At 68.2% G+C, this 20,582-nt stretch carries 17 protein-coding genes; 10 read left to right on the top strand and 7 right to left on the bottom strand.

The annotated features are described in order from the left end of the window. Positions 1-18 precede the first annotated feature (18 nt). The 5 genes from ACFVXC_RS35770 to ACFVXC_RS35790 form a co-directional block, all read right to left on the bottom strand. Entirely contained in the window at positions 19-690 is a 672-nt protein-coding gene (locus ACFVXC_RS35770) for a response regulator (protein WP_389914204.1), read from the bottom strand. Then, on the bottom strand, positions 687-2,051 hold the full coding sequence (locus ACFVXC_RS35775) for a sensor histidine kinase (RefSeq protein WP_389914206.1): 1,365 nt from the start codon (positions 2,049-2,051) through the stop codon (positions 687-689). The genes ACFVXC_RS35770 and ACFVXC_RS35775 overlap by 4 nt, the downstream gene beginning before the upstream one ends. A 112-nt stretch (positions 2,052-2,163) precedes the next feature. Then, the gene (locus ACFVXC_RS35780; RefSeq protein ID WP_389914316.1) at positions 2,164-3,045 is read right to left on the bottom strand and encodes a DUF4429 domain-containing protein; all 882 of its coding nucleotides are present in this window, start codon (positions 3,043-3,045) and stop codon (positions 2,164-2,166) included. A 66-nt stretch (positions 3,046-3,111) separates the two neighbouring features. Next, positions 3,112-4,323: an alpha/beta hydrolase gene (locus tag ACFVXC_RS35785; RefSeq protein ID WP_389914209.1), complete on the bottom strand. Its 1,212-nt coding sequence runs from the start codon at positions 4,321-4,323 to the stop codon at positions 3,112-3,114. Positions 4,324-4,567: 244 nt separating this feature from the next. Further along, positions 4,568-5,185: a TetR family transcriptional regulator gene (locus tag ACFVXC_RS35790; RefSeq protein ID WP_389914321.1), complete on the bottom strand. Its 618-nt coding sequence runs from the start codon at positions 5,183-5,185 to the stop codon at positions 4,568-4,570. 203 nt (positions 5,186-5,388) lie between these two features. Between ACFVXC_RS35790 and ACFVXC_RS35795 the strand changes: the two genes are divergently transcribed. Both ACFVXC_RS35795 and ACFVXC_RS35800 read left to right on the top strand, forming a co-directional pair. Continuing rightward, positions 5,389-6,999, top strand: coding sequence for an MFS transporter (locus tag ACFVXC_RS35795; protein WP_389914212.1), 1,611 nt, complete (start codon positions 5,389-5,391; stop codon positions 6,997-6,999). 232 nt (positions 7,000-7,231) lie between these two features. Continuing rightward, complete coding sequence (locus ACFVXC_RS35800) at positions 7,232-7,660, top strand: peptidase inhibitor family I36 protein (RefSeq protein ID WP_389914323.1); 429 nt, start codon at positions 7,232-7,234, stop codon at positions 7,658-7,660. 108 nt (positions 7,661-7,768) lie between these two features. Here the strand turns inward: ACFVXC_RS35800 and aceE are convergent, their stop codons facing one another. Then, a complete protein-coding gene (gene aceE, locus ACFVXC_RS35805; protein WP_389914215.1) occupies positions 7,769-10,501 on the bottom strand; it encodes a pyruvate dehydrogenase (acetyl-transferring), homodimeric type in 2,733 nt (910 codons plus the stop codon). 413 nt (positions 10,502-10,914) lie between these two features. On the opposite strand from aceE, the gene ACFVXC_RS35810 reads away from it, so the two are divergent. From ACFVXC_RS35810 to ACFVXC_RS35835, 6 genes are all read left to right on the top strand, one after another. Further along, entirely contained in the window at positions 10,915-11,352 is a 438-nt protein-coding gene (locus tag ACFVXC_RS35810; RefSeq protein WP_383271784.1) for a DUF3052 domain-containing protein, read from the top strand. Between the two features lie 211 nt (positions 11,353-11,563). Continuing rightward, positions 11,564-12,031, top strand: coding sequence for a peroxiredoxin (locus tag ACFVXC_RS35815; RefSeq protein ID WP_389914218.1), 468 nt, complete (start codon positions 11,564-11,566; stop codon positions 12,029-12,031). Positions 12,032-12,198: 167 nt separating this feature from the next. Continuing rightward, positions 12,199-12,774 (top strand): TerD family protein, encoded by a 576-nt coding sequence (locus ACFVXC_RS35820; RefSeq protein ID WP_361827689.1) that lies wholly within the window; start codon positions 12,199-12,201, stop codon positions 12,772-12,774. 133 nt (positions 12,775-12,907) lie between these two features. Continuing rightward, entirely contained in the window at positions 12,908-13,483 is a 576-nt protein-coding gene (locus tag ACFVXC_RS35825) for a TerD family protein (protein ID WP_389914221.1), read from the top strand. A gap of 64 nt (positions 13,484-13,547) precedes the next feature. Continuing rightward, positions 13,548-14,696, top strand: coding sequence for a DUF475 domain-containing protein (locus tag ACFVXC_RS35830; RefSeq protein WP_389914223.1), 1,149 nt, complete (start codon positions 13,548-13,550; stop codon positions 14,694-14,696). 147 nt (positions 14,697-14,843) lie between these two features. Next, a complete protein-coding gene (locus ACFVXC_RS35835; RefSeq protein ID WP_389914226.1) occupies positions 14,844-15,587 on the top strand; it encodes a Tellurium resistance in 744 nt (247 codons plus the stop codon). 78 nt (positions 15,588-15,665) lie between these two features. On the opposite strand, the gene ACFVXC_RS35840 is transcribed toward ACFVXC_RS35835, so the two are convergent. Next, entirely contained in the window at positions 15,666-16,544 is an 879-nt protein-coding gene (locus tag ACFVXC_RS35840) for a TerD family protein (protein ID WP_389914229.1), read from the bottom strand. Positions 16,545-16,724: 180 nt separating this feature from the next. Between ACFVXC_RS35840 and ACFVXC_RS35845 the strand changes: the two genes are divergently transcribed. Then, the gene (locus ACFVXC_RS35845; RefSeq protein ID WP_389914232.1) at positions 16,725-17,951 is read left to right on the top strand and encodes an HpcH/HpaI aldolase/citrate lyase family protein; all 1,227 of its coding nucleotides are present in this window, start codon (positions 16,725-16,727) and stop codon (positions 17,949-17,951) included. 105 nt (positions 17,952-18,056) lie between these two features. Next, a complete protein-coding gene (locus tag ACFVXC_RS35850) occupies positions 18,057-20,549 on the top strand; it encodes a phosphoribosyltransferase (RefSeq protein WP_389914234.1) in 2,493 nt (830 codons plus the stop codon). The last annotated feature ends 33 nt before the right edge of the window (positions 20,550-20,582 follow it).

Consider the following 20,582-nt stretch of genomic DNA (forward strand, 5'->3'; position numbering starts at 1 on the left):
GGCGTGGTCAAGCCCGATTCATTGCTCCCCGGGCGTGATCAGGCCCGACTCGTAGGCGAAGATCACGGCCTGTGCGCGGTCCCTCAGGTCCAGCTTGGAGAGAACCTTGCCGATATGGGTCTTCACCGTCTGCTCGGCGAGGACCAGGTGTTCGGCGATCTCCTGGTTGGACAGGCCGCGCGCGATCAGCGCCAGTACCTCGGTCTCACGCGGTGTCAGGCCGTTCAGGCGCAGCGACTGGTCGTTGCGCGGCCGCTGCTTGACGAAGTCCGTGATCAGACGACGGGTCACCGACGGAGCGAGCAGCGCCTCGCCCCCGGCCACCACGCGTACCGCCGAGATCAGATCGGCGGGCGGGGCGTCCTTGAGGAGAAAGCCCGAGGCTCCGGCACGCAGCGCCTCGTACACATAATCGTCCACGTCGAAGGTGGTGAGCATAAGGACCTTCGGCACGTGCACCACGCCGGGCGGTGGGTCCAACAGGGCGCGGGCTGCGGCGAGTCCGTCCATCTCCGGCATCCGGACGTCCATCAGAACGACATCGGGGTGGTTCTTGCGGCTGACGTCCACGCCCTCCTTGCCGTTCGGCGCCTCGCCCACGACGTCGATGTCGCTCTGGGCCGCGAGGAGTGCGGCGAAGCCGGCCCGCACCATGTTCTGGTCATCGACGATGATCACGCGGATGGTCATGCGGTGCCGGAGTCCTTCGTGAGGAGGGGGAGTTGGGCCGCCACGCGGAAGCCGCCGTCGGGCAGCGGTCCGGCGTCGACCGTGCCGCCGACCAACCGTACGCGTTCGCGCATGCCGACGAGTCCGTGACCTGTGCCGCTGTGCTCGAATGAGTCGGGTGTCTCGGTGGGCGGGCCGTTGACGACGAGGATCAGCAGATGTTCCTCGTCCAGGGTCACGGTGATGGTGGTGCGCGCGCCCGGCGCGTGCCGCATGACGTTCGACAGCGCCTCCTGGACGATGCGGTACGCGGACAGGTCGACGGCCGGTGTGACGTCGGCCAGGTGTGTGAGCACCGACAGTTCGGGACGTGACAGATCGATGGGCAGGCCGGCGCGCACCGTCGCCTCCACCAGATGCGGCAGCCTGCTGAGCCCGGGCTGTGGCGCACGCTCGCCCGGTGTGTCCTCGCTGCGCAGCACCGCGAGCAGCCGTCGCATCTCGGTGAGGGATTCACGGGCGCTGGCCGCGATGCTGCCGAACTCCTCACGCGCGGCGTCAGGAAGGCCGTCGAGACGGTAGGGCGCGGAGTCGGCCTGCACCGTGATGACCGACATGTGGTGGGCGACGACGTCGTGCAACTCCCGGGCGATGCGAGCCCTTTCCTCGAGGAGGGTGCGCTGGGAACGCTCGGCCTCGCTGATGGTCTCCTGCTCGACGAGTCTGCGCTGCGCGTCGCCACGCTCGCGCAGCAGCGCGCCGAGCAGCAGCGCGACACCGCTCAGCACGATCAGCAGCACACCGGTGTCCTGGCTGCCTTCGTCGCGGAACGCGCCGAGGACGAGACTCACGACAACGGTGACCAGCCAGATGCCCAGAAGGGTGCGGCGGCTCTCGCGCAGGGACAGCAGCAGGCACACGACCACGTAACTCACGATGATCATGACCGTCCAGGGGGCCGGACGGCCGTCGCCCGTGGACAGCGTCACGATCGCCCCGAGAACATTCGCGACGATCATGATGCACCAGGCCGCCAACGGGCGGCTGACCGCCAGCAGCAGCGGTGCGGCCTGTGCCACGCCCAAGGCGCCCGCCAGACCGCCGCTCACCCCGTAGTCGTTCGTCAGTACCTGGGTGGTGATCGGGATGAGTGCCGCGACGAAGCCCAGCGCGATGATCAAGGGCATCAGCCGCATCCAGCGCCTGGTAGCCCGGGCGAGAAGCGGCTCGGTCCGCCCGGCGGGCTTGGCGAAGAAGGCTGCCGCCCTGTCGAGCCCTTCACGGACGCCCGCGGACGCACGCAGCCGGGTGGCCCCTCGCCCGTCCGGCTGGGAGGCCGGTGGGCGGGGATCCTGGTCGGGTGGTCTCGGCGCGCTGCTCATGGCCTGATCAGAGTAGGCATGAAGTCACCGCTCTCCCACCCGCCGGGGCGCAGCTCCCGCCCCACTGGGACGCAGCTCCCACCCCACCGGAAGCAGCTTGCGCCCCGCCGGGTCACAGCTCCGCCAGGAGCTCAGCCTTCTTCGTGGTGAATTCCTCGTCCGTGAGCAGACCGGCTTGGTGCAGCTCACCGAGGTGCCGGATGCGTTCCGCGATGTCCGCGGGGTCGCGACGCGTCACCGGGGCGGCACCGGGGACCGTACCGGGCGTCAGTGCCGGGCCCGATGCCCGCACCGCGGCGAGGACCGACGCCGCGAAGGGCAGCGACTCATGCACCGGGCCGTACCCGAGACCGAAGACGACCGCCGCCGGGTCCTGATCCGCCTGCGCGGGCTGGGCGACCGGGGTCTCACGGCGCAGCAGCCGCAGATGACCCTCGAAGACCTCGGGAGAGCGCCACTCGACGCCGCTCAGGTCCGTGACCAGGAAACTCTGGTCGCCGGCTTTCCACTTCGCGGACGAAGCCCCCGTCCAGAACCACCGGAAGGCCACCGACTTGCCGTCGAAGGACGCCTTCCCGTCGTACGCCTTGAACTGCAGCGGAGTCTCCGGCGGGGCCACCAGGTAGCGGTCCGGAGGCACGCCGTCGTCCTGGGTGAGCTGGGCCCGCAGCTCGTCCGCGTAATACTCGGCGAGCGTCTCCCGCTCGGCGGGCAACACGAGTCGATACGGGTCGCAGCCGTCCTTGAGCTGGCCCCCGGCCACCTCCATCAGCGGATCCGCGCCCGGTCTCGGCACGGCGTGCAGGACGACCGTCCCGCGCTTGCCGGGAGTAAGTGTCACCGCTGCGATCGCCTCGTGGGGGATGCGGCGTTCACCGAGCGCCTGAAGGAGCTTCGGCGTGCGGATCCCCCGTTCGAAGCGGATGAGCACGGAGTCGGACTCGAACTCCCAGGCGGCGTGAAATCCGGCCAGTACATCACCCATGCGGCTCATCGTAGGCGGCACGCGCGCCTCCGTCCCTCCTGCGGCGTGCCGCTGTTTCGTCGATTTCTACGCGCGTCAGGCCACTGTCGTGCCGGAAAATTCCTCCCGACAGGCGTCATCCCCGCTGGCGCACCGCACCGAACGGTACGCACCAGTGCCGATGTCGGCGAAGTTGCTGAGGCTCTCCGTACCCGGCTCGAAATAGCCGGTGTGGCCGATCGCGCCCCGTGCGGAGAGCACACGCGCGCCGAAGTCCCGTGAGATGGGATCGGCACCGTGGCCGAGCCCACCGACCTCCATGTTTGGCACATCCTGGATCCAGTCGTCGCCGTCCCTGGTGGCCCAGATCCGGGCACCTGTGCCCAGCTGAGCCGCCGTGTCCGCTCGCATGCCGGGGCTGCCCGCGACCGCGATGTCGGAAACGCGGGAGGGCAGCTGTCGCGCGGCCACCCCACACACCACCGAGCCGTAGCTGTGGCAGTACAGCGCGACGGGTGAGTGCCCCGGCAGCCCGCGCACCAAAGAGTTGAGCCGGATCGCGCCTTCGTCCGCGCGCATGGACGTCGCGGCGTCCACACCGAGGCCGATGGGCGCGGTGTAGTCGGCCCAGGCGATCACGGCGGTACGCGCGCGTGGGCTCGCCGAGTGCTCCGCGCGGTAAAGAGACTTCGCCATGCCGACAGGCGCCGAGTACTTGCGGTTCGTCCGCTCGAAGGTCAGCACGTTCGTGTCCACACCGGGCACCACGACCGACACCCGGGAGGCCCGGTCGAGGTCTCCGAAGACCTCGGCTATACGCCCCGACCCCATGGGATCGAAGGACAGGACCTGTCGGCCCGGGTGCATCATCACGCCGAAGCGCTTCATCCTGCGCTCCGCCTCTTGTTGCCCGAGAGGGGAGAGCCGGTTGTCGTGCATACGTCGGCGCTCGGTCTTGCGCGCTTCGTCCAGGGCGTTGTGGTTCGCCCGATATCGCAGCTCTACGGGGGCACCGTTCATGTTGCCGACCGCAAGGGGGTAGCGGGTGGCGAGAAGGGTGCGCTGCTTCGCGTCGAGCGAGGCGAAGAAGTGGGCGAGCCGACCGGCCGGGGCGCTGGGGTCGGGCAGGGCCCGTCCGTTGATGCGCCCGTTTTCCCAGGCGGAGACGGAGGCCGCGAGCGGCGATGCAGCGTCCCTGTGGTGGCGTACCGCGGTCCAGCCCGTGGTCGCGAGCATGACGAACACGACGGCGAGGGCGAGCAGTGCGCGCCAAGCGCTGAGTTGAGGGGAGGAGTCGAAGGAAGTCACTACGGAACACCCTAGGAGAGTCGTGATGCCCACCGTGCACCGGGTGAGGCAGATCACGTTTCGCATGGGGTAATTGAGGCAAAGCGGGCGCACTTTGGATGCATTCGTCACGCTCCGTGGGCCGTACGTGCGCGTATCGCACACGGGCGCACTCTTACTGGTGGCGGGTCAACCAGTCACTCAATGTATTGATCTGTTCGATGCGTTGACCCGCGCCGCGTCCTGACGCGGGGCTTTCGCGTCGTCACTCTCTGCGCCAGTTCTCCGCCAACGCGGGCCCCAGTTGGTCGAGATAAGTCTCGGTGATCGCACGGATCGACTCCACGCTGGAGTCCTCGCCCGCGCCCCACAGCCGTCCGGTCACGCGCATGACTCCATTGAAGGCGGCCACCACCACGCGCGGACGCGGGTCCGTCTCCAGGTCGAGCCCCTCACGCTCGGCGATCACGCGCGCGACCTCTTCCTCCATCTCTATGGAGCGACGCAGGTGGGCGGCGAGCAGGGAAGGGGTGGACTCGATCATCTGGTAGGTCCGCATATGGAGTTCGACCGGGACGACCTCCTCGATGGACCGGCCCATCGCGTCCCAGGTGCCCATGACGGCCCCGCGCAGAGCCACGAACGGCGCTTCGTCGGCAGGGCGTTCGCGCAGCGCCTCCACGAACCGCTGTTCCACCATCTCCTGTACGGCGAAGGCGGTCTCCTGCTTGTTGGTGAAGTACCGGAAGAACGTGCGCTGAGAGACGTCGACGGCTTCGGCGATCTCGTCGACCGTCGTCTCCTCGAACCCTTTGGTCGTGAAGAGCTCGAGCGCCGCACGAAGGAGCTCATCACGGGTGCGCTGCTTCTTCCGCTCGCGCAGTCCGGGCCGCGAAGGCTCACCGGAGATGCCTCCGAACTCCTCGGCCTGCGGTTTCGCGGGGTCCGCCGCTCGCTGCCCGGTCGTCACGTCATGGCCCTCTTTCCGCCGCTTTGACCAGCTCACCCTACCTGTGAGCTACGTGACAGCTACCGACTTGTGAAATGGTTTGTCAACTGTCAGCGACTGACACTAGCCTCGAACGCATGACTAGTCAGATCACCGTCGACAAGGCGGAAAAGGGGCCGGATCCGGCGCCCGCTCCGGCCCCGGCCAAGGGGCTCCGCGGCCACCCCTGGCTGACGCTCTTCTCCGTCGCGATCGGCGTGATGATGGTCGCCCTGGACGGCACCATCGTGGCGATCGCCAACCCGGCCATCGCGGCCGACCTCGGCACCACGATGGCCGGCGTCCAGTGGATCACCAACGGCTACCTCCTCGCGCTCGCCGTCGCACTGATCACCGCCGGCAAGCTCGGTGACCGGTTCGGCCACCGACAGACCTTCCTGATAGGCGTGGCGGGCTTCGCCGTGGCCTCCGGCGCGATCGGGTTCTCCAGCAGCGTCGGCCTGGTCGTCGCCTTCCGCGTGCTCCAGGGCCTCTTCGGGGCCCTGCTGATGCCGGCCGCGCTCGGTCTGCTGCGCGCCACTTTCCCCGCCGAGAAGCTGAACATGGCGATCGGTATCTGGGGCATGGTCATCGGCGCGTCGACCGCGGGCGGCCCCATCGTCGGCGGCCTGCTCGTCGAGCACGTCAGCTGGCAGTCGGTGTTCTTCATCAACGTGCCCGTCGGCGTCATCGCTCTCGCCCTCGGCCTGGTGATCCTCAAGGACCACCGGGCGGAGAACGCGCCGAAGTCCTTCGACATCCCCGGCATCGTCTTCCTGTCGGGCGGCATGTTCGCGCTGATCCTCGCCCTCATCAAGGGCTCGGAGTGGGGCTGGGGCGGGACCAGGACGCTGCTCTTCCTCGCGGGCGCGGTGGTTCTCTTCGCGCTCTTTGCCATCTGGGAGACGAAGGTCAAGGAACCGCTCATCCCGCTGGGCATGTTCAAGTCCGTCCCGCTGTCCGCCGGCGTGGTTCTGATGGTGCTCATGGCCTTCGCCTTCATGGGCGGACTGTTCTTCGTCACGTTCTATCTGCAGAACGTGCACGGGATGAGCCCGGTCGACAGTGGCCTGCACCTCCTGCCGCTGACGGCCATGATGATCGTGTCGTCGCCGATCGCCGGTGCGCTCATCACCAAGTTCGGCCCGCGCGTCCCGCTGGTCGGCGGCATGGTCGCCACCGCTATCGCGATGTTCGGCATGTCCACGATGACCACGGACACCGCGACGCTGCCGATGTCGCTCTGGCTCGGCATGCTCGGCCTCGGCCTCGCTCCCGTGATGGTGGGGGCCACCGAGGTCATCGTCGGCAACGCCCCGTTGGAGCTGTCCGGCGTGGCAGGCGGTCTCCAGCAGGCGGGCATGCAGGTCGGTGGCGCTCTCGGTACGGCGGTGCTCGGCGCGCTGATGGCCGCCCGGGTCGACAGCGACCTTCCCGCGAACTGGACGGACGCCAAGCTTCCGCCCATGACGCCGAACCAGCAGGACCAGGCGTCCTCCGTCATCGAGATGGGCGGAGCCCCGGTTCCGCCGAAGGCACCGGAGCCCATCGCCGAGGCGATCACCAAGGTCGCGCACGACACGTTCGTGTCCGGCATGGGCCTGGCCTTCACCGTCGCCGGTGGTGTCGCGGTCCTCGCGGCCCTGGTCGCCATGTTGACCAAGCGAGGCGCCAACGCCGAAGCAGGCGCCGGAGTGGGACACATGTAGTCCGACTGGTTCGACACATTCGGTCCGACACGTCCAGCCGGACGTGTCGGACCGAAGGCGTCTGCCGGGGCCAAGCATCTGCCCGGCGATCACGCATCAGGGAAAGCCCCTCAGGGTTCAACTGGGGGGCTTTCGCCTATCTGGGTGACGCACATCCGTACCCCTTCCGACGGATCAAGCGAGTGGGTCACAGTTCTGGCAAGTGATCGACACGACACGGGAGTTGAAGCAGATGCGTACGACCATGCCCACGACCTTCGCCGCGGCCGCACTCGCCACAGTGATCCTTACGCCCGTACAGGCCGGAGCCGTCACACCGTCCGCTCGGGCCGAGTTCGCGGCACCGGCCAGGCACGCGGGGATCGCCGAGCCACCCCGGCTCGCCAGGTGCGGGCCGGGGGAGCTCTGTCTATGGCAGAAGGCGGAGTTCAAAGGCGCCCGGCGGACGTATGAGCTGTCCGAGATCGACATCGAGAGCTGTGTAGCGCTGCCGGAGGGGGGCAGCGCTCAAGCACTCGCCAACCGCACGGGCCGACCGGTCACCACGTATCAATCCGCGGAATGCGCGGAGACCGGCGAGTTCGACACCTACCCAGGGGGTGGCACCTGGCTCCCCGAATCGCCCTACCGCGTACGGGCGTTCAAGGTCTGGGAGAACTGACTCCTCGTTCTTGGAGGCCTGACTCCCCGCACGCGTCGCGGGAAACGCCGGAGGGCGGCGGGAACCATCGTCCCACCGCCCTGCGACGACCTACGTGGCCACGACGTCCTAGGCGTCGCCGCCGGCCGCGCCCGGGTCAGCCGCCATGACGTCGAGCAGCTGATAGCGGTCGATGGCCTGCTTCAGCACGGAGCGGTCGACCTTGCCCTCGCGGGCCAGCTCGGTCAGCACGCCGACCACGATCGACTGCGCGTCGATGTGGAAGAAGCGGCGCGCCGCACCGCGGGTGTCCGCGAAGCCGAAGCCGTCGGCGCCCAGGGACTGGTACGTGCCGGGGACCCAGCGGGAGATCTGGTCCGGGACGCTGCGCATCCAGTCGGAGACGGCCACGAACGGGCCCTCGGCGCTGGACAGCTTCCGCGTCACGTACGGGGTGCGCTGCTCCTCCTCGGGGTGCAGGAGGTTGTGGCGCTCCACGTCGACCGCCTCGCGGCGCAGTTCGTTCCAGGAGGTCGCCGACCAGACGTCCGCCTTGACGTTCCACTCCGAAGCGAGGATCTGTTGTGCCTCTACCGCCCACGGGACCGCTACACCGGAGGCGAGGATCTGTGCAGGGATGGCGCCCTGCTCGGCCTCCTTGAAGCGGTAGATGCCCTTGAGGATGCCGTCGACGTCCACATCGGCGGGCTCGGCCGGGTGCTGGATCGGCTCGTTGTAGACGGTGAGGTAGTAGAAGACGTCCTCGCTGTCGGGGCCGTACATCCGGCGCAGGCCGTCCTTGACGATGTGCGCGATCTCGTAGCCGAAGGCGGGGTCGTAGGCGACGCAGCCCGGGTTGGTCGAGGCGAGCAGCTGCGAGTGGCCGTCCGCGTGCTGGAGACCCTCGCCGGTCAGCGTGGTGCGGCCTGCGGTGGCGCCGAGCACGAAGCCGCGGGCCAGCTGGTCGGCCATCTGCCAGAACTGGTCGCCGGTGCGCTGGAAACCGAACATCGAGTAGAAGACGTACACGGGGATCAGCGGTTCGCCGTGGGTGGCGTAGGCCGAGCCCGCAGCGATCAGCGAGGCCGTACAGCCGGCCTCCGAGATGCCGTCGTGCAGCATCTGGCCGGTCGGGGACTCCTTGTAGGCGAGCAGCAGCTCGCGGTCGACCGACTCGTACTGCTGGCCGAGCGGGTTGTAGATCTTCGCGCTCGGGAAGAAGGCGTCCATGCCGAAGGTGCGGTACTCATCGGGGGCGATCAGCACGAAGCGCTTGCCGATCTCCTTGTCCCGCATGAGGTCCTTCAGGATGCGGACGAACGCCATGGTGGTGGCGATCGACTGCTGACCCGAGCCCTTCTTCGCGGTCGCGTACGTCTTGTCCTCGGGAAGCTGGAGGGGCTTCGAGCGGACCACGCGGGTCGGGACGTAACCGCCGAGGCCCTGGCGGCGGTCGTGCATGTACTGGATCTCTTCGGAGTCGCGGCCGGGGTGGTAGTACGGCGGTGCGCCGTCCTCCAGCTGCTTGTCCGGGATCGGGATGTGCAGGCGGTCGCGGAAGCCCTTGAGGTCGTCGACCGTCAGCTTCTTCATCTGGTGCGTGGCGTTGCGGCCCTCGAAGTTCGGGCCGAGCGTCCAGCCCTTGACCGTCTGCGCCAGGATCACGGTCGGCTGGCCCTTGTGGGCCTTGGCGGCCGCGTACGCCGCGTAGACCTTCTTGTGGTCGTGTCCGCCGCGGCCCAGGTGCAGGATCTGCTCGTCGGTCATGCCGTCGACCATGGAGCGCAGGCGGTGGTCGTCGCCGAAGAAGTGCTCACGGATGTACGAGCCGGTCTCGGTCGCGTAGGTCTGGAACTGGCCGTCCGGTGTGGTGTTGAGCCGGTTGACCAGGACGCCGTCGCGGTCCTGCGCGAGCAGCGGGTCCCAGCTGCGGTCCCAGACCAGCTTGATGACGTTCCAGCCGGCGCCGCGGAACTGCGACTCGAGCTCCTGGATGATCTTGCCGTTGCCGCGCACCGGGCCGTCGAGGCGCTGGAGGTTGCAGTTGACGACGAAGGTCAGGTTGTCCAGGCCCTCGCGGGCGGCGATGGAGAGCTGGCCGAGGGACTCGGGCTCATCCATCTCGCCGTCGCCGAGGTAGGCCCAGACATGGGACTTGGAGGTGTCGGCGATGCCGCGCGCCTCCATGTAGCGGTTCATCCGCGCCTGGAAGATCGCGCCGAGCGGGCCGAGGCCCATGGAGACGGTCGGGAACTCCCAGAAGTCCGGCATCAGACGCGGGTGCGGGTAGGACGAAAGCCCGTTCGGGGCCTTCGACTTCTCCTGGCGGAACGCGTCGAGCTGCTGCTCGGAGAGCCGGTCGAGCAGGAAGGCGCGGGCGTAGATACCGGGGGACGCGTGCCCCTGGAAGAAGATCTGGTCGCCGCCGTCGCCCTCGTCCTTGCCGCGGAAGAAGTGGTTGAAGCCCACGTCGTAGAGCGAGGCGGAGGAAGCGAAGGTGGCGATGTGGCCGCCGACCCCGATGCCGGGGCGCTGGGCGCGCGACACCATCACGGCGGCGTTCCAGCGGGTCGCGTTCAGGACCTTGCGCTCGATCTCCTCGTTGCCGGGGAAGAAGGGCTCGTCCTTGGTGGCGATCGTGTTGATGTAGTCCGTGCTGCGCATCTCGGGCACTGCCACGCGCTTTTCGCGCGCGCGTTCGATAAGTCGGAGCATCAGATAGCGGGCGCGCTCACGGCCGCGTTCGTCCACCGCGGCATCAAGGGAGTCGAGCCACTCCTGGGTCTCTTCGGGATCGAAGTCCGGGACCTGACTCGGCAGGCCGCCAATGATGATCGGGTTGCGATCGGATCCGGAAGCCACGCTGTTCCTTCGCTGTTGGGGCTTTCGCCTGGGTTCTGCCTGGCTGTGAGACGTTCCCCATCGTGTACCGCGTAGTCGGAATCGTCATCTCTACTGAGAGGTAACCGAGGCGTCCGTCCGGCGGCGCTGGGGTAGGCTCGACCAAATCGCAACGATACGCCCATCCCGCCTAGCCGGTTCGTAAGGCCGTTCGGACCCCAGTTCCGACCGGCTTCGTGCGAGCGAAGTGCGAGCGGAGAAGCTTCTGGCAGGTGGGCCTTGAGTTGCGGCGACACGGCCGGGAACGTCACCGTTTCGGCGGTCTTGACGGCCGGGTACTTGCGCGATCCGGTCCGCCCGTGTGGACTACCGCCAATGTCCCGCGCACGCGCGTGGATGAAGGCATTCCCGAAAACATGATCAGGAGGCAAGCCGTGAGCGCGACCGCGGACCACGCGGAGGAGCGGACCAACCCTGCCGCGAGGCTGGGATTCCAGCCCGAGCAGGTGGTCCAGGAGATCGGCTACGACGACGATGTCGATCAGGAGCTCCGCGAGGCCATTGAAGGGGTAATCGGCAGCGAGCTCGTCGATGAGGACTACGACGACACTGCTGACGCCGTGGTGCTGTGGTTCCGCGAGGACGACGGCGACCTGACGGATGCGCTGGTGGACGCCACCCAGCTGATCGAAGAGGGCGGCGACCTCTGGCTGATGACGCCCAAGACCGGCCGTGACGGGTACGTCGAGCCGAGCGACATCAACGAGGCAGCCCAGACCGCAGGCCTTGCGCAGACCCGGACCATCAACGCGGGCAAGGACTGGACGGGCAGCCGTCTTGTCACGCCGAAGGCGGCAGCCAAGAAGCGGTGAAGCTGCCGCTCAGGCAGCAGGAAGTCGACTGAGCCAAGCGCCGTGAGCCCCCACCGACACATGCCGGTGGGGGCTCACGCATGCGCGTGGCCGGTGGGCCGAGCGAAGTTCCTGTCATGGAAAGCGCCCGTCATGGGGAGTGATCGGATGAAACGCCCGTTGCGTAGGGTGGTCATCACCCGAACAGCTCCATCGAAGGGATGCTTGGCTCATGGCGCTCGCTGGACTCGAGACCGGCACTTTGGCCCCGGACTTCGAGCTGAAGGACAACCACGGCAGGACCGTGAAGCTGTCGGACTTCCGCGGCGAGAAGAACGTGGTGCTGCTCTTCTACCCGTTCGCTTTCACCGGTGTGTGCACGGGTGAGCTCTGCGCCCTGCGCGACGAACTGCCGAAGTTCGTCAACGACGAGACCCAGCTGCTCGCGGTCTCGAACGACTCCATCCACACCCTGCGCGTCTTCGCCGAACAGGAGGGTCTTGAGTACCCCCTGCTCGCCGATTTCTGGCCGCACGGTGAGGCGTCGCGCGCCTATGGGGTCTTCGATGAGGAGAAGGGCTGCGCCGTGCGCGGCACGTTCATCATCGACAAGGAGGGCGTGGTGCGCTGGACTGTCGTCAACGACCTGCCGGACGCCCGCGACCTCGACGAGTACGTCAAGGCGCTCGACACCCTGTGATTCCTCAGGGGTGACACCCTGTGATTCTTCAGGTGCAGAGCCTGTGGCGGCCGGGAACCGGTCACTAGGATCCACTCGTTGATCCGATGGCAAGCACGACCGGCAAAGCACGACCGGCAAAGCATGACTGGGGCTCCCCGCCCCTGGACATCAATTTGGGAGGATTTGTGGGAGTCAGCCTCAGCAAGGGCGGCAACGTATCGCTGAGCAAGGAGGCCCCCGGCCTGACCGCGGTTCTGGTCGGCCTGGGCTGGGACGTCCGTACCACCACCGGTACGGACTTCGACCTCGATGCCAGCGCCATCCTGACGAATGCCGAGGGCAAGGTCAGCAGCGACGGCAACTTCGTGTTCTTCAACAACCTGAAGAGCCCGGACGGATCCGTCGAGCACACCGGTGACAACACCACCGGTGAGGGCGAGGGCGATGACGAGGCGATCAAGGTCGACCTCGCGGCCGTTCCGGCCGACGTGGACAAGATCGTCTTCCCGGTCTCGATCTACGACGCCGAGACCCGCCAGCAGTCGTTCGGCCAGGTCCGCAACGCGTTCATCCGCGTCGTGAACCAGGCGGGCGGCGCGGAGATCGCGCGCTACGACCTCTCCGAGGACGCCTCGACGGAGACGGCGATGGTCTTCGGCGAGCTGTACCGCAACGGAGCGGAGTGGAAGTTCCGCGCCGTCGGCCAGGGGTACGCCTCGGGCCTGCGCGGCATCGCGCAGGACTTCGGCGTCAACGTCTGAGCCGAGTAACACCCTCCGCCTTGTCGTCCGGCGCCGCACACCACGAGTGCGGCGCCGGACGCGCTCAAAAATCTCGCTCCCGACAGGGGAGTCCGGGGAACTCTTGCTCTCGAATCACGGGGAGGACCACATCATGGGCGTCACGCTCGCCAAGGGAGGCAATGTCTCCCTCTCCAAGGCCGCACCGAACCTCACACAGGTCCTGATCGGCCTCGGCTGGGACGCGCGCTCCACGACCGGAGCCCCCTTCGACCTCGACGCCAGTGCGCTGATGTGCAACTCGGGCCGGGTCATCGGTGACGAGTGGTTCGTCTTCTACAACAACCTCAAGAGCCCGGACGGCTCTGTCGAACACACTGGCGACAACCTCACGGGTGAGGGTGACGGGGACGACGAGTCGCTCCTGATCGACCTCTCGAAGGTGCCCGCCAACTGCGACAAGATCGTCTTCCCTGTCTCGATCCATGACGCGGACAATCGTGGCCAGACGTTCGGCCAGGTCAGCAACGCCTTCATTCGCGTGGTCAACCAAGCCGATCAGCAGGAGCTCGCGCGCTACGACCTCTCCGAGGACGCCTCCACGGAGACTGCGATGATCTTTGGCGAGCTCTACCGCTATGGCGGAGAGTGGAAGTTCCGTGCCGTTGGGCAGGGGTACGCGTCAGGTCTGCGAGGCATCGCTCTAGACTTCGGGGTCAATGTTTCGTAAAGCCGGGGACCGGCGCGGGGGAGACCGCTACACGGGAGCCCGTACACACACGATTGGGTAGCCAGTGCTTCTGAAAACCTTCGGCTGGTCGTTCGCGGTTACCGCGCTCGGCCTGGTCGCGGCGGTGTTCTACGGGGGGTGGACAGGTTTCGGGATCGTGGCGATCCTGACCATCCTCGAGATCTCGCTGTCCTTCGACAACGCGGTGGTCAACGCCGGGATCCTGAAGAAGATGAGTGCCTTCTGGCAGAAGATCTTCCTCACCGTCGGTGTGCTGATCGCCGTCTTCGGCATGCGGCTCGTGTTCCCCGTCGCGATTGTGGCCATCAGCGCAAAGATCGGCCCGATCGAGGCCGTGCGGCTGGCTCTCAACGACAAGGACAAGTACCAGCAGCTGGTGACCGACGCTCACCCGTCGATCGCGGCGTTCGGTGGCATGTTCCTGTTGATGATCTTCCTCGACTTCATCTTCGAGGACCGTGACATCAAGTGGCTCGGCTGGCTGGAGCGCCCGCTGGCCAAGCTCGGCAAGATCGACATGCTGTCGGTCTGCATCGCGCTCATCGTGCTCATGGTCTCCGCGATGACCTTCGCCACCAACGCCCACCAGCACGGTGGCATGCATGTGGACAAGGCGCAGACGGTGCTCATCTCCGGCATCGCCGGACTCATCACCTATCTAGTGGTGGGCGGTCTTTCCGGATTCTTCGAGAACAAGATCGAGGAAGACGAGGAGCGCGAGCACGAGGAGGAGGAAGAGGCCAAGAAGAGCGGCAAGAAGGTTCCTGCGGTCGTCATGGCCGGCAAGGCCGCGTTCTTCATGTTCCTCTACCTCGAGGTCCTGGACGCGTCGTTCTCCTTCGACGGCGTGATCGGCGCCTTCGCGATCACGAACGACATCGTCCTGATGGCGCTCGGCCTGGGCATCGGAGCCATGTACGTCCGTTCGCTCACCGTCTACCTGGTCCGCCAGGGCACCCTCGACGACTACGTCTACCTGGAGCACGGCGCGCACTACGCGATCGGCGCCCTCGCCGTGATCCTCCTGGTCACCATTCAGTACGAGATCCACGAGGTGATCACGGGCCTCGTCGGCGTCGTCCTGATCGCCTGGTCGTTCTTCTCGTCGGTGCGCCGCAACAAGGCGCTGGCGGCGGCAGAGGGAAAAGGCTCGGGCTCGGACGAGAAGACTGAGGTCTCCTCGGGCGTGTGACTTCGGGTCTGACTCGTTCCCGGCGTGTGACCCGGGGCCGAGTGAGGAACGCTTCTGAACGGGGCGGCCATCGAGGACGAGTCCTCCTGGCCGCCCCGTGGCATTCGTGACGGGCCCATGGGGCTCCGGCAATCATTGGGGGCGGCGATGTCCTTCTGGGACGGTTTATTCCGTGGGCGCTCTATGGACTTCGAGTCGGGCAGCGCCGCGACGAACTCCATCGAACTCACCAAGCGGCACCCGACGGTCTCGCTCAACAAACAGGGCGCGGCCACCGGCAACCTTCGGGTCAACCTGCACTGGCAGATGCGAACGTCCGACATCATCGGCAAGCGGGAGGGCGGCAGCCTGCTGCGACACCCTCTCAGGATGTTCCAGCCCGACGTGGTCCAGGCGCACACCCAGGGCGTGGTCAACGTCGACCTCGACCTCGGCTGCCTGTACGAGACGATGGACGGCGCCAAGGGCGTCGTACAGCCGCTCGGCAGCTTCTTCGGGGACCTGAACGCCCCGCCGTTCGTGAAGCTCAGCGGCGACGACCGGTTCGGTTCGCCGTCCGGCGAGACGATCTATGTGAACCTCGACCACCGCGAGTCGATCAAGCGGCTGCTGTTCTTCGCCTACATCTACGACCAGACACCGGCCTTCGACCGCACGCACGCCAAGGTGACGCTCTACCCCAGCAACGGCCCACGGGTCGAGATCGACCTGGACGAGCGCCATCCGCAGGCCCGCTCCTGCGCGATATTCACGCTTGAGAACGTCAAGGGCGAGCTGGTCGTGCGCCGCGAGGTGAAGTTCGTGTACGGCTTCCAGGCAGAGCTCGACCGGCTGTACGGCTGGGGACTGCAGTGGGGCCGTGGCTACAAGTCGCAGGTGGGAGGGGCCTAGCGGCCCCTCGTGCGGGCCTCGGCGCGGGTTTCGGCGTCCGCCGGGCCGGAACGGCCGCCGCTCCCCTGTTCGAGACGCTCAGCGTGCCAGGAACTGCGGGCCTTGCGGCGGCAGCCGGAAGTTCGGGTCGGGCATGGGGGCCACCGGCTGCGGATAGCCGTACGAGGGCTGTGGGACCGGGGCCGCGTGGGCGGGCGCGTGCTGCGGATAGCCGTAGGAAGGCTGCGGGGCGGGCTGGTGGCGCGGGGGCTCGGGAGGGTAGCCATAGGCGGGCTGCGGGGCCGGAGCGGGGAAGGGCTGCGGAGCCGGCACCTGTGTGGTGGCCGACTCGGACAGCGGCTGATGCTGCTGCGGATACGGCTGCGGAAGCGAGGCCTCGGGCGACGGTTCGGTCACCGCCTCGGATTCGTCCACGGAGATGCCGAAGTCGCCCGCGAGCCCCTCCAGGCCGTTCAGGTATCCCTCGCCCAGGGCGCGGAACTTCCACACGTCACCGCGGCGGTAGAGCTCGCCGCAGATGAGGGCGGTCTCGGCCCCCGTCTGCGGGGTGATGTCGAAGTACGCGAGCGGTTCGCTCTCGCCCGCTCCGGCGTCGTACAGCAGGATGCGCAGCGCGCGTACGTGCTCGAAGGCGACGTTCTCGGCGGAGGCGACGAGCAGGACACGGTCCACCGCGGGGTCCAGGCCTGCCAGATCCGTCTGGACCGTGTCGGTCAGGCCCTCGGAGAGCCCCTGGGCGACCCGCTTCTTGCCGAGCCGCCAGACCTTGCCCGACGGGTGGCGCGGCTGGTTGTAGAAGACGAAGTCCTCGTCGGAGCGCACACGGCCGTCGGCGCCGATCAGCAGCGCCGACGCGTCGACGTCCGGGACGCCCTGTCCGGGGGTCCAGCGCAGCACGGCGCGGACGGCCGTGGCTTCGAGCGGGACGTTCGACCCCTTCAACATCGCGTGCGTCATGCGGTCATCCTGCCTTCCCGGTCCTGTACGGGACAACGCGGGGGTGACGGTGTGTGGCCTGTGTGTCTGACATGGCCGGGTTACCTGAATTTCATGCCCATGGGGAACCCTTGACACCCGTCCCTACGTACTATTACCGGCCACATCACGTCGGTCGCGCCGACGAGTACAGGGGAAATCATGCGTCATTTCGGGCATATAGCCCCAGAGGTGCGACAGCGTCTCTTCCATCGGGAGCCGTGCTCCTTCACCGCGGACTCCGCCCCGAGTCTGCTGGCCGTCGCCCTCGGGGCCACGCTCTACAGCCCTGCCACGCGCCCCCGCCTCGCCGACGACATCCTGAAGCAGGCCGGTCGTGGCGTGATCTCGATGGTGCTCTGCCTGGAGGACTCGATCGACGACGCCGAGGTCATCGGTGCCGAGGAGAACCTGGTCAGGCAGTTCGCCGACCTGGCCGAGCGGGACCTGGCCGAGCGGGAGGAGGCGGGACGGGACGGGGTGGAGCCGTACGGCGCTGAGCGGGGCGGCACGGAGCCGCCGCTGCTGTTCATCCGGGTCCGGGAGCCCGAGCAGATAGCCGACCTGGCGAACCGCCTGGGACCCAGCATCCGGCTGCTGTCCGGATTCGTGCTGCCCAAGTTCACCGAGGAGCGTGGCGTCGCCTTCCTGGAGTCGCTCGCCGTGGCGGAGGCCACCAGCGGCCGACGCCTCTTCGCGATGCCCGTCCTCGAATCGCCCGAGCTGCTGCACCTGGAGAGCCGCTCCGAGACCCTCGCCGGAATCGCCCGCACCGTCGACAAGTACCGCGAGCGGGTGCTCGCGCTGCGGCTCGGCGTCACCGACTTCTGCTCGGCGTACGGACTGCGCAGGCCGCCGCACATGACCGCGTACGACGTCCACATCGTGGCCTCGGTCATCGCCGACGTGGTCAACCACCTCGGCAGGGCCGACGGCACGGGGTTCACCGTGACCGGGCCGGTGTGGGAGTACTTCCGCGTACAGGAGAGGATGTTCAAGCCGCAGCTGCGCCGGAGCCCCTTCCTGGAGGGGCGGGCCGAGGAGCTGCGGCAGGCGCTCATCGAGCACGACATCGACGGGCTGCTTCGCGAGATCGAGCTCGACCGGGCCAACGGCCTGCTCGGCAAGACCTGCATCCACCCCTCGCACGTGCTGCCCGTGCACGCGCTGTCGGTCGTCAGTCACGAGGAGTTCAGCGACGCCGAGGACATCCTGCGCCCGGAGCGGGGCGGTGGCGGGGTCATGCGCTCGACCTACACGAACAAGATGAACGAAGTGAAACCGCACCGCGCGTGGGCCGAGCGGACTCTCAGGCGCGCCGAGGTCTTCGGCGTCGCGCGCGAGGACATCGGCTTCGTGGAGCTGCTCACCGCCGGGCTCTCCGACTGAATCCGTCTTTGGCGGACTGCGCCTGCAAGACTCCGGCGGACCGGGCCTCCAGGACTCTGGCGACTTTGGCCGACTGAAAAGGAACGTAAGGACTGTGCGAGGACTGTGAACGACGACGTGGTGTGGTCAGGGACGTGGGTCGCCGAGCGGCTCGGTGTGGAGTTGGCCGGGGACGCGGGGCTGAGTGGCCTGCTGGGCCTCGCCCTGCGCCGCAACCCCAAGCGGGCGCACCTCCTGGTGTCGAACGTCCTCGGCAAGCACGTGCCGCAGCATCCCTCGGTCGTGTACGCGGCCGGGCGCGACCTCGGTGTCAGGGTGCGCGCGCTCCTGGGCGACGCGGAGGCCCGGCGCGCGGTCGTCCTCGGGTACGCCGAGACGGCGACCGGCCTCGGCCACTGCGTCGCGGACGGCCTCGCCCTCGCGCCCTACCTCCACTCCACGCGCCGCCCGGTCGACGGGGTGCGCAGGGCGGGCGGCTTCGAGGAGTCCCACTCGCACGCGACCTCGCATCTGCTGCTCCCCGAGGATCCCCGGCTGCTCACGAGGGACGGCCCGTTGGTCCTCGTCGACGACGAGTTCTCCACCGGGAACACGGTCCTCAACACCATCCGCGCGCTGCACGAGCTCTTCCCGCGCGAGCGGTACGTCATCGTGGCGCTCGTCGACATGCGCTCCCCGCAGGACCAGGGCCGTCTGGCCGACTTCGCGCGGGAGATCGGCGCACGGGTCGACCTGATCACGATGGCGTCCGGCACCGTGAGCCTGCCCGACGGGGTCTTGGAGAAGGGGCAGGCGTTGGTGGAGGAGTACGAGGCCGCCGCCCTCCCTGCCCCGCGCCGGGAGGGCGGCCCGGTCACCCGGGTCGACCTCGACTGGCCCGCCGGAGTGCCGGACGGCGGGCGCCACGGGTTCACCCCGGAGCACCGGGCGGTCCTGGACGCCGCGCTGCCGGGGATGGCGGAGCGCGTCGCCGAAGCGCTGGCGGCGACGCCGGCACCGGCCCCGGAGGCTCCCGGCGCGCTCCCGCGCCGCGTTCTCGTCCTCGGGTTCGAAGAGCTGATGTACGCGCCGCTGGCCCTCGGGACGGCACTGGAGGAACGTCTCGGCGCCGACACGACGGACGTGCGGTACTCCACCACCACGCGCTCACCCGTCCTCGCCGTCGACGACCCCGGCTACGCCATCCGCAGTCGTCTCGTCTTCCCCGCGCACGACGCGCCCGCCGACGGACCCGGCGAGCGGTACGCGTACAACGTCGCGGGCGGCGGCTTCGACGCGATCGTCATCGTGGTCGACTCCTTGGGCGACCGACCCGAACTCCACTCTCCCGACGGCCTGTTGGCGCAGCTCGCCGCGCACGCCCCTCAGGTGCTGCTCGCCGTCGTGCCCTCGTACGTCCCTGAGCGCGTCCCTGAGCACGTCCCCGAAAGGCCCTCCATGCTGCCCGAGCCCCTTCGCGGCCCCGCCTTCTCCTCGTACGCCCCCGAAGACGTCGGCTGGCTGCTCCAGGACCTCTCGGACGTACGGCTGGAGGCGCCCACCGAGGAGCGCGAGGAGGCGATACAGAGCGGTGGCGCGCACTACGCCGAGTCGCTGCCGGTCGAGTACCAGCCGAGCCCGCAGTACCAGGAGCTGTTCCGCACGGCGCTCGGCACCTCCGCCGCGCGTATCGCGCAGGCCGTCGGCACCGTCACCGAGACCGTGCTCGCCGAGCGGTCCCCCCGCCCCGTCCTCGTCTCGCTGGCCCGCGCGGGCACACCCGTCGGCGTACTGATGCGGCGCTGGGCCAAGGACAGGGACGGCCTGGACCTGCCGCACTACGCCGTGTCGATCGTGCGCGGCCGCGGCATCGACGCCAACGCGCTGCGGTGGCTCGCCGCCCACCACGACCCGGCCGACGTCGTCTTCGTCGACGGCTGGACGGGGAAGGGCGCGATCACGCGCGAACTGGCCGACGCGGTGCGGGAGTTCGAGGAGTCCGGCGGGGCCGTCGGCTTCAACCCGGAGATCGCCGTGCTCGCCGATCCCGGCTCCTGCGTCCGCACGTACGGCACCCGCGAGGACTTCCTCATCCCCTCCGCCTGCCTCAACTCGACGGTCTCCGGGCTGATATCGCGTACCGTCCTGCGCGCGGACCTGGTCGGACCCGATGACTTCCACGGCGCGAAGTTCTACCGCGAGCTCGCCGACGGCGATGTCTCCCTGGACTTCATCGACGCCGTCGCGGCCCGCTTCGACGAGGTGACGGACGCCGTCGACGCCCAGGTCAAGGAGCTGCTCTCGGCGGACAGGGCACCGACCTGGGAAGGCTGGGCCGCCGTCGAGCGGATCAGCCAGGAGTACGGCATCCACGACGTGAACCTGGTGAAGCCGGGCGTCGGCGAGACGACGCGCGTCCTCCTTCGCCGTGTTCCCTGGAAGATCCTGGCGCGTGCGGGGGCGGGGGCCGACCTCGATCACGTACGGCTCCTGGCGGAGCAGCGTGGCGTCCCGGTCGAGGAAGTGGACGAACTCCCTTACACCTGCGTCGGGTTGATCCACCCGCAGTACACGCGGGGAGCCACTGGCACGGACGGCAAGGCGGTGGCCTTCAAGTGAGTGCGGAAGCGAGCGCGGGAGTGAGTGCGGGAG

This window comes from Streptomyces sp. NPDC058257, from assembly GCF_042881845.1.
GTDB lineage: Bacteria > Actinomycetota > Actinomycetes > Streptomycetales > Streptomycetaceae > Streptomyces.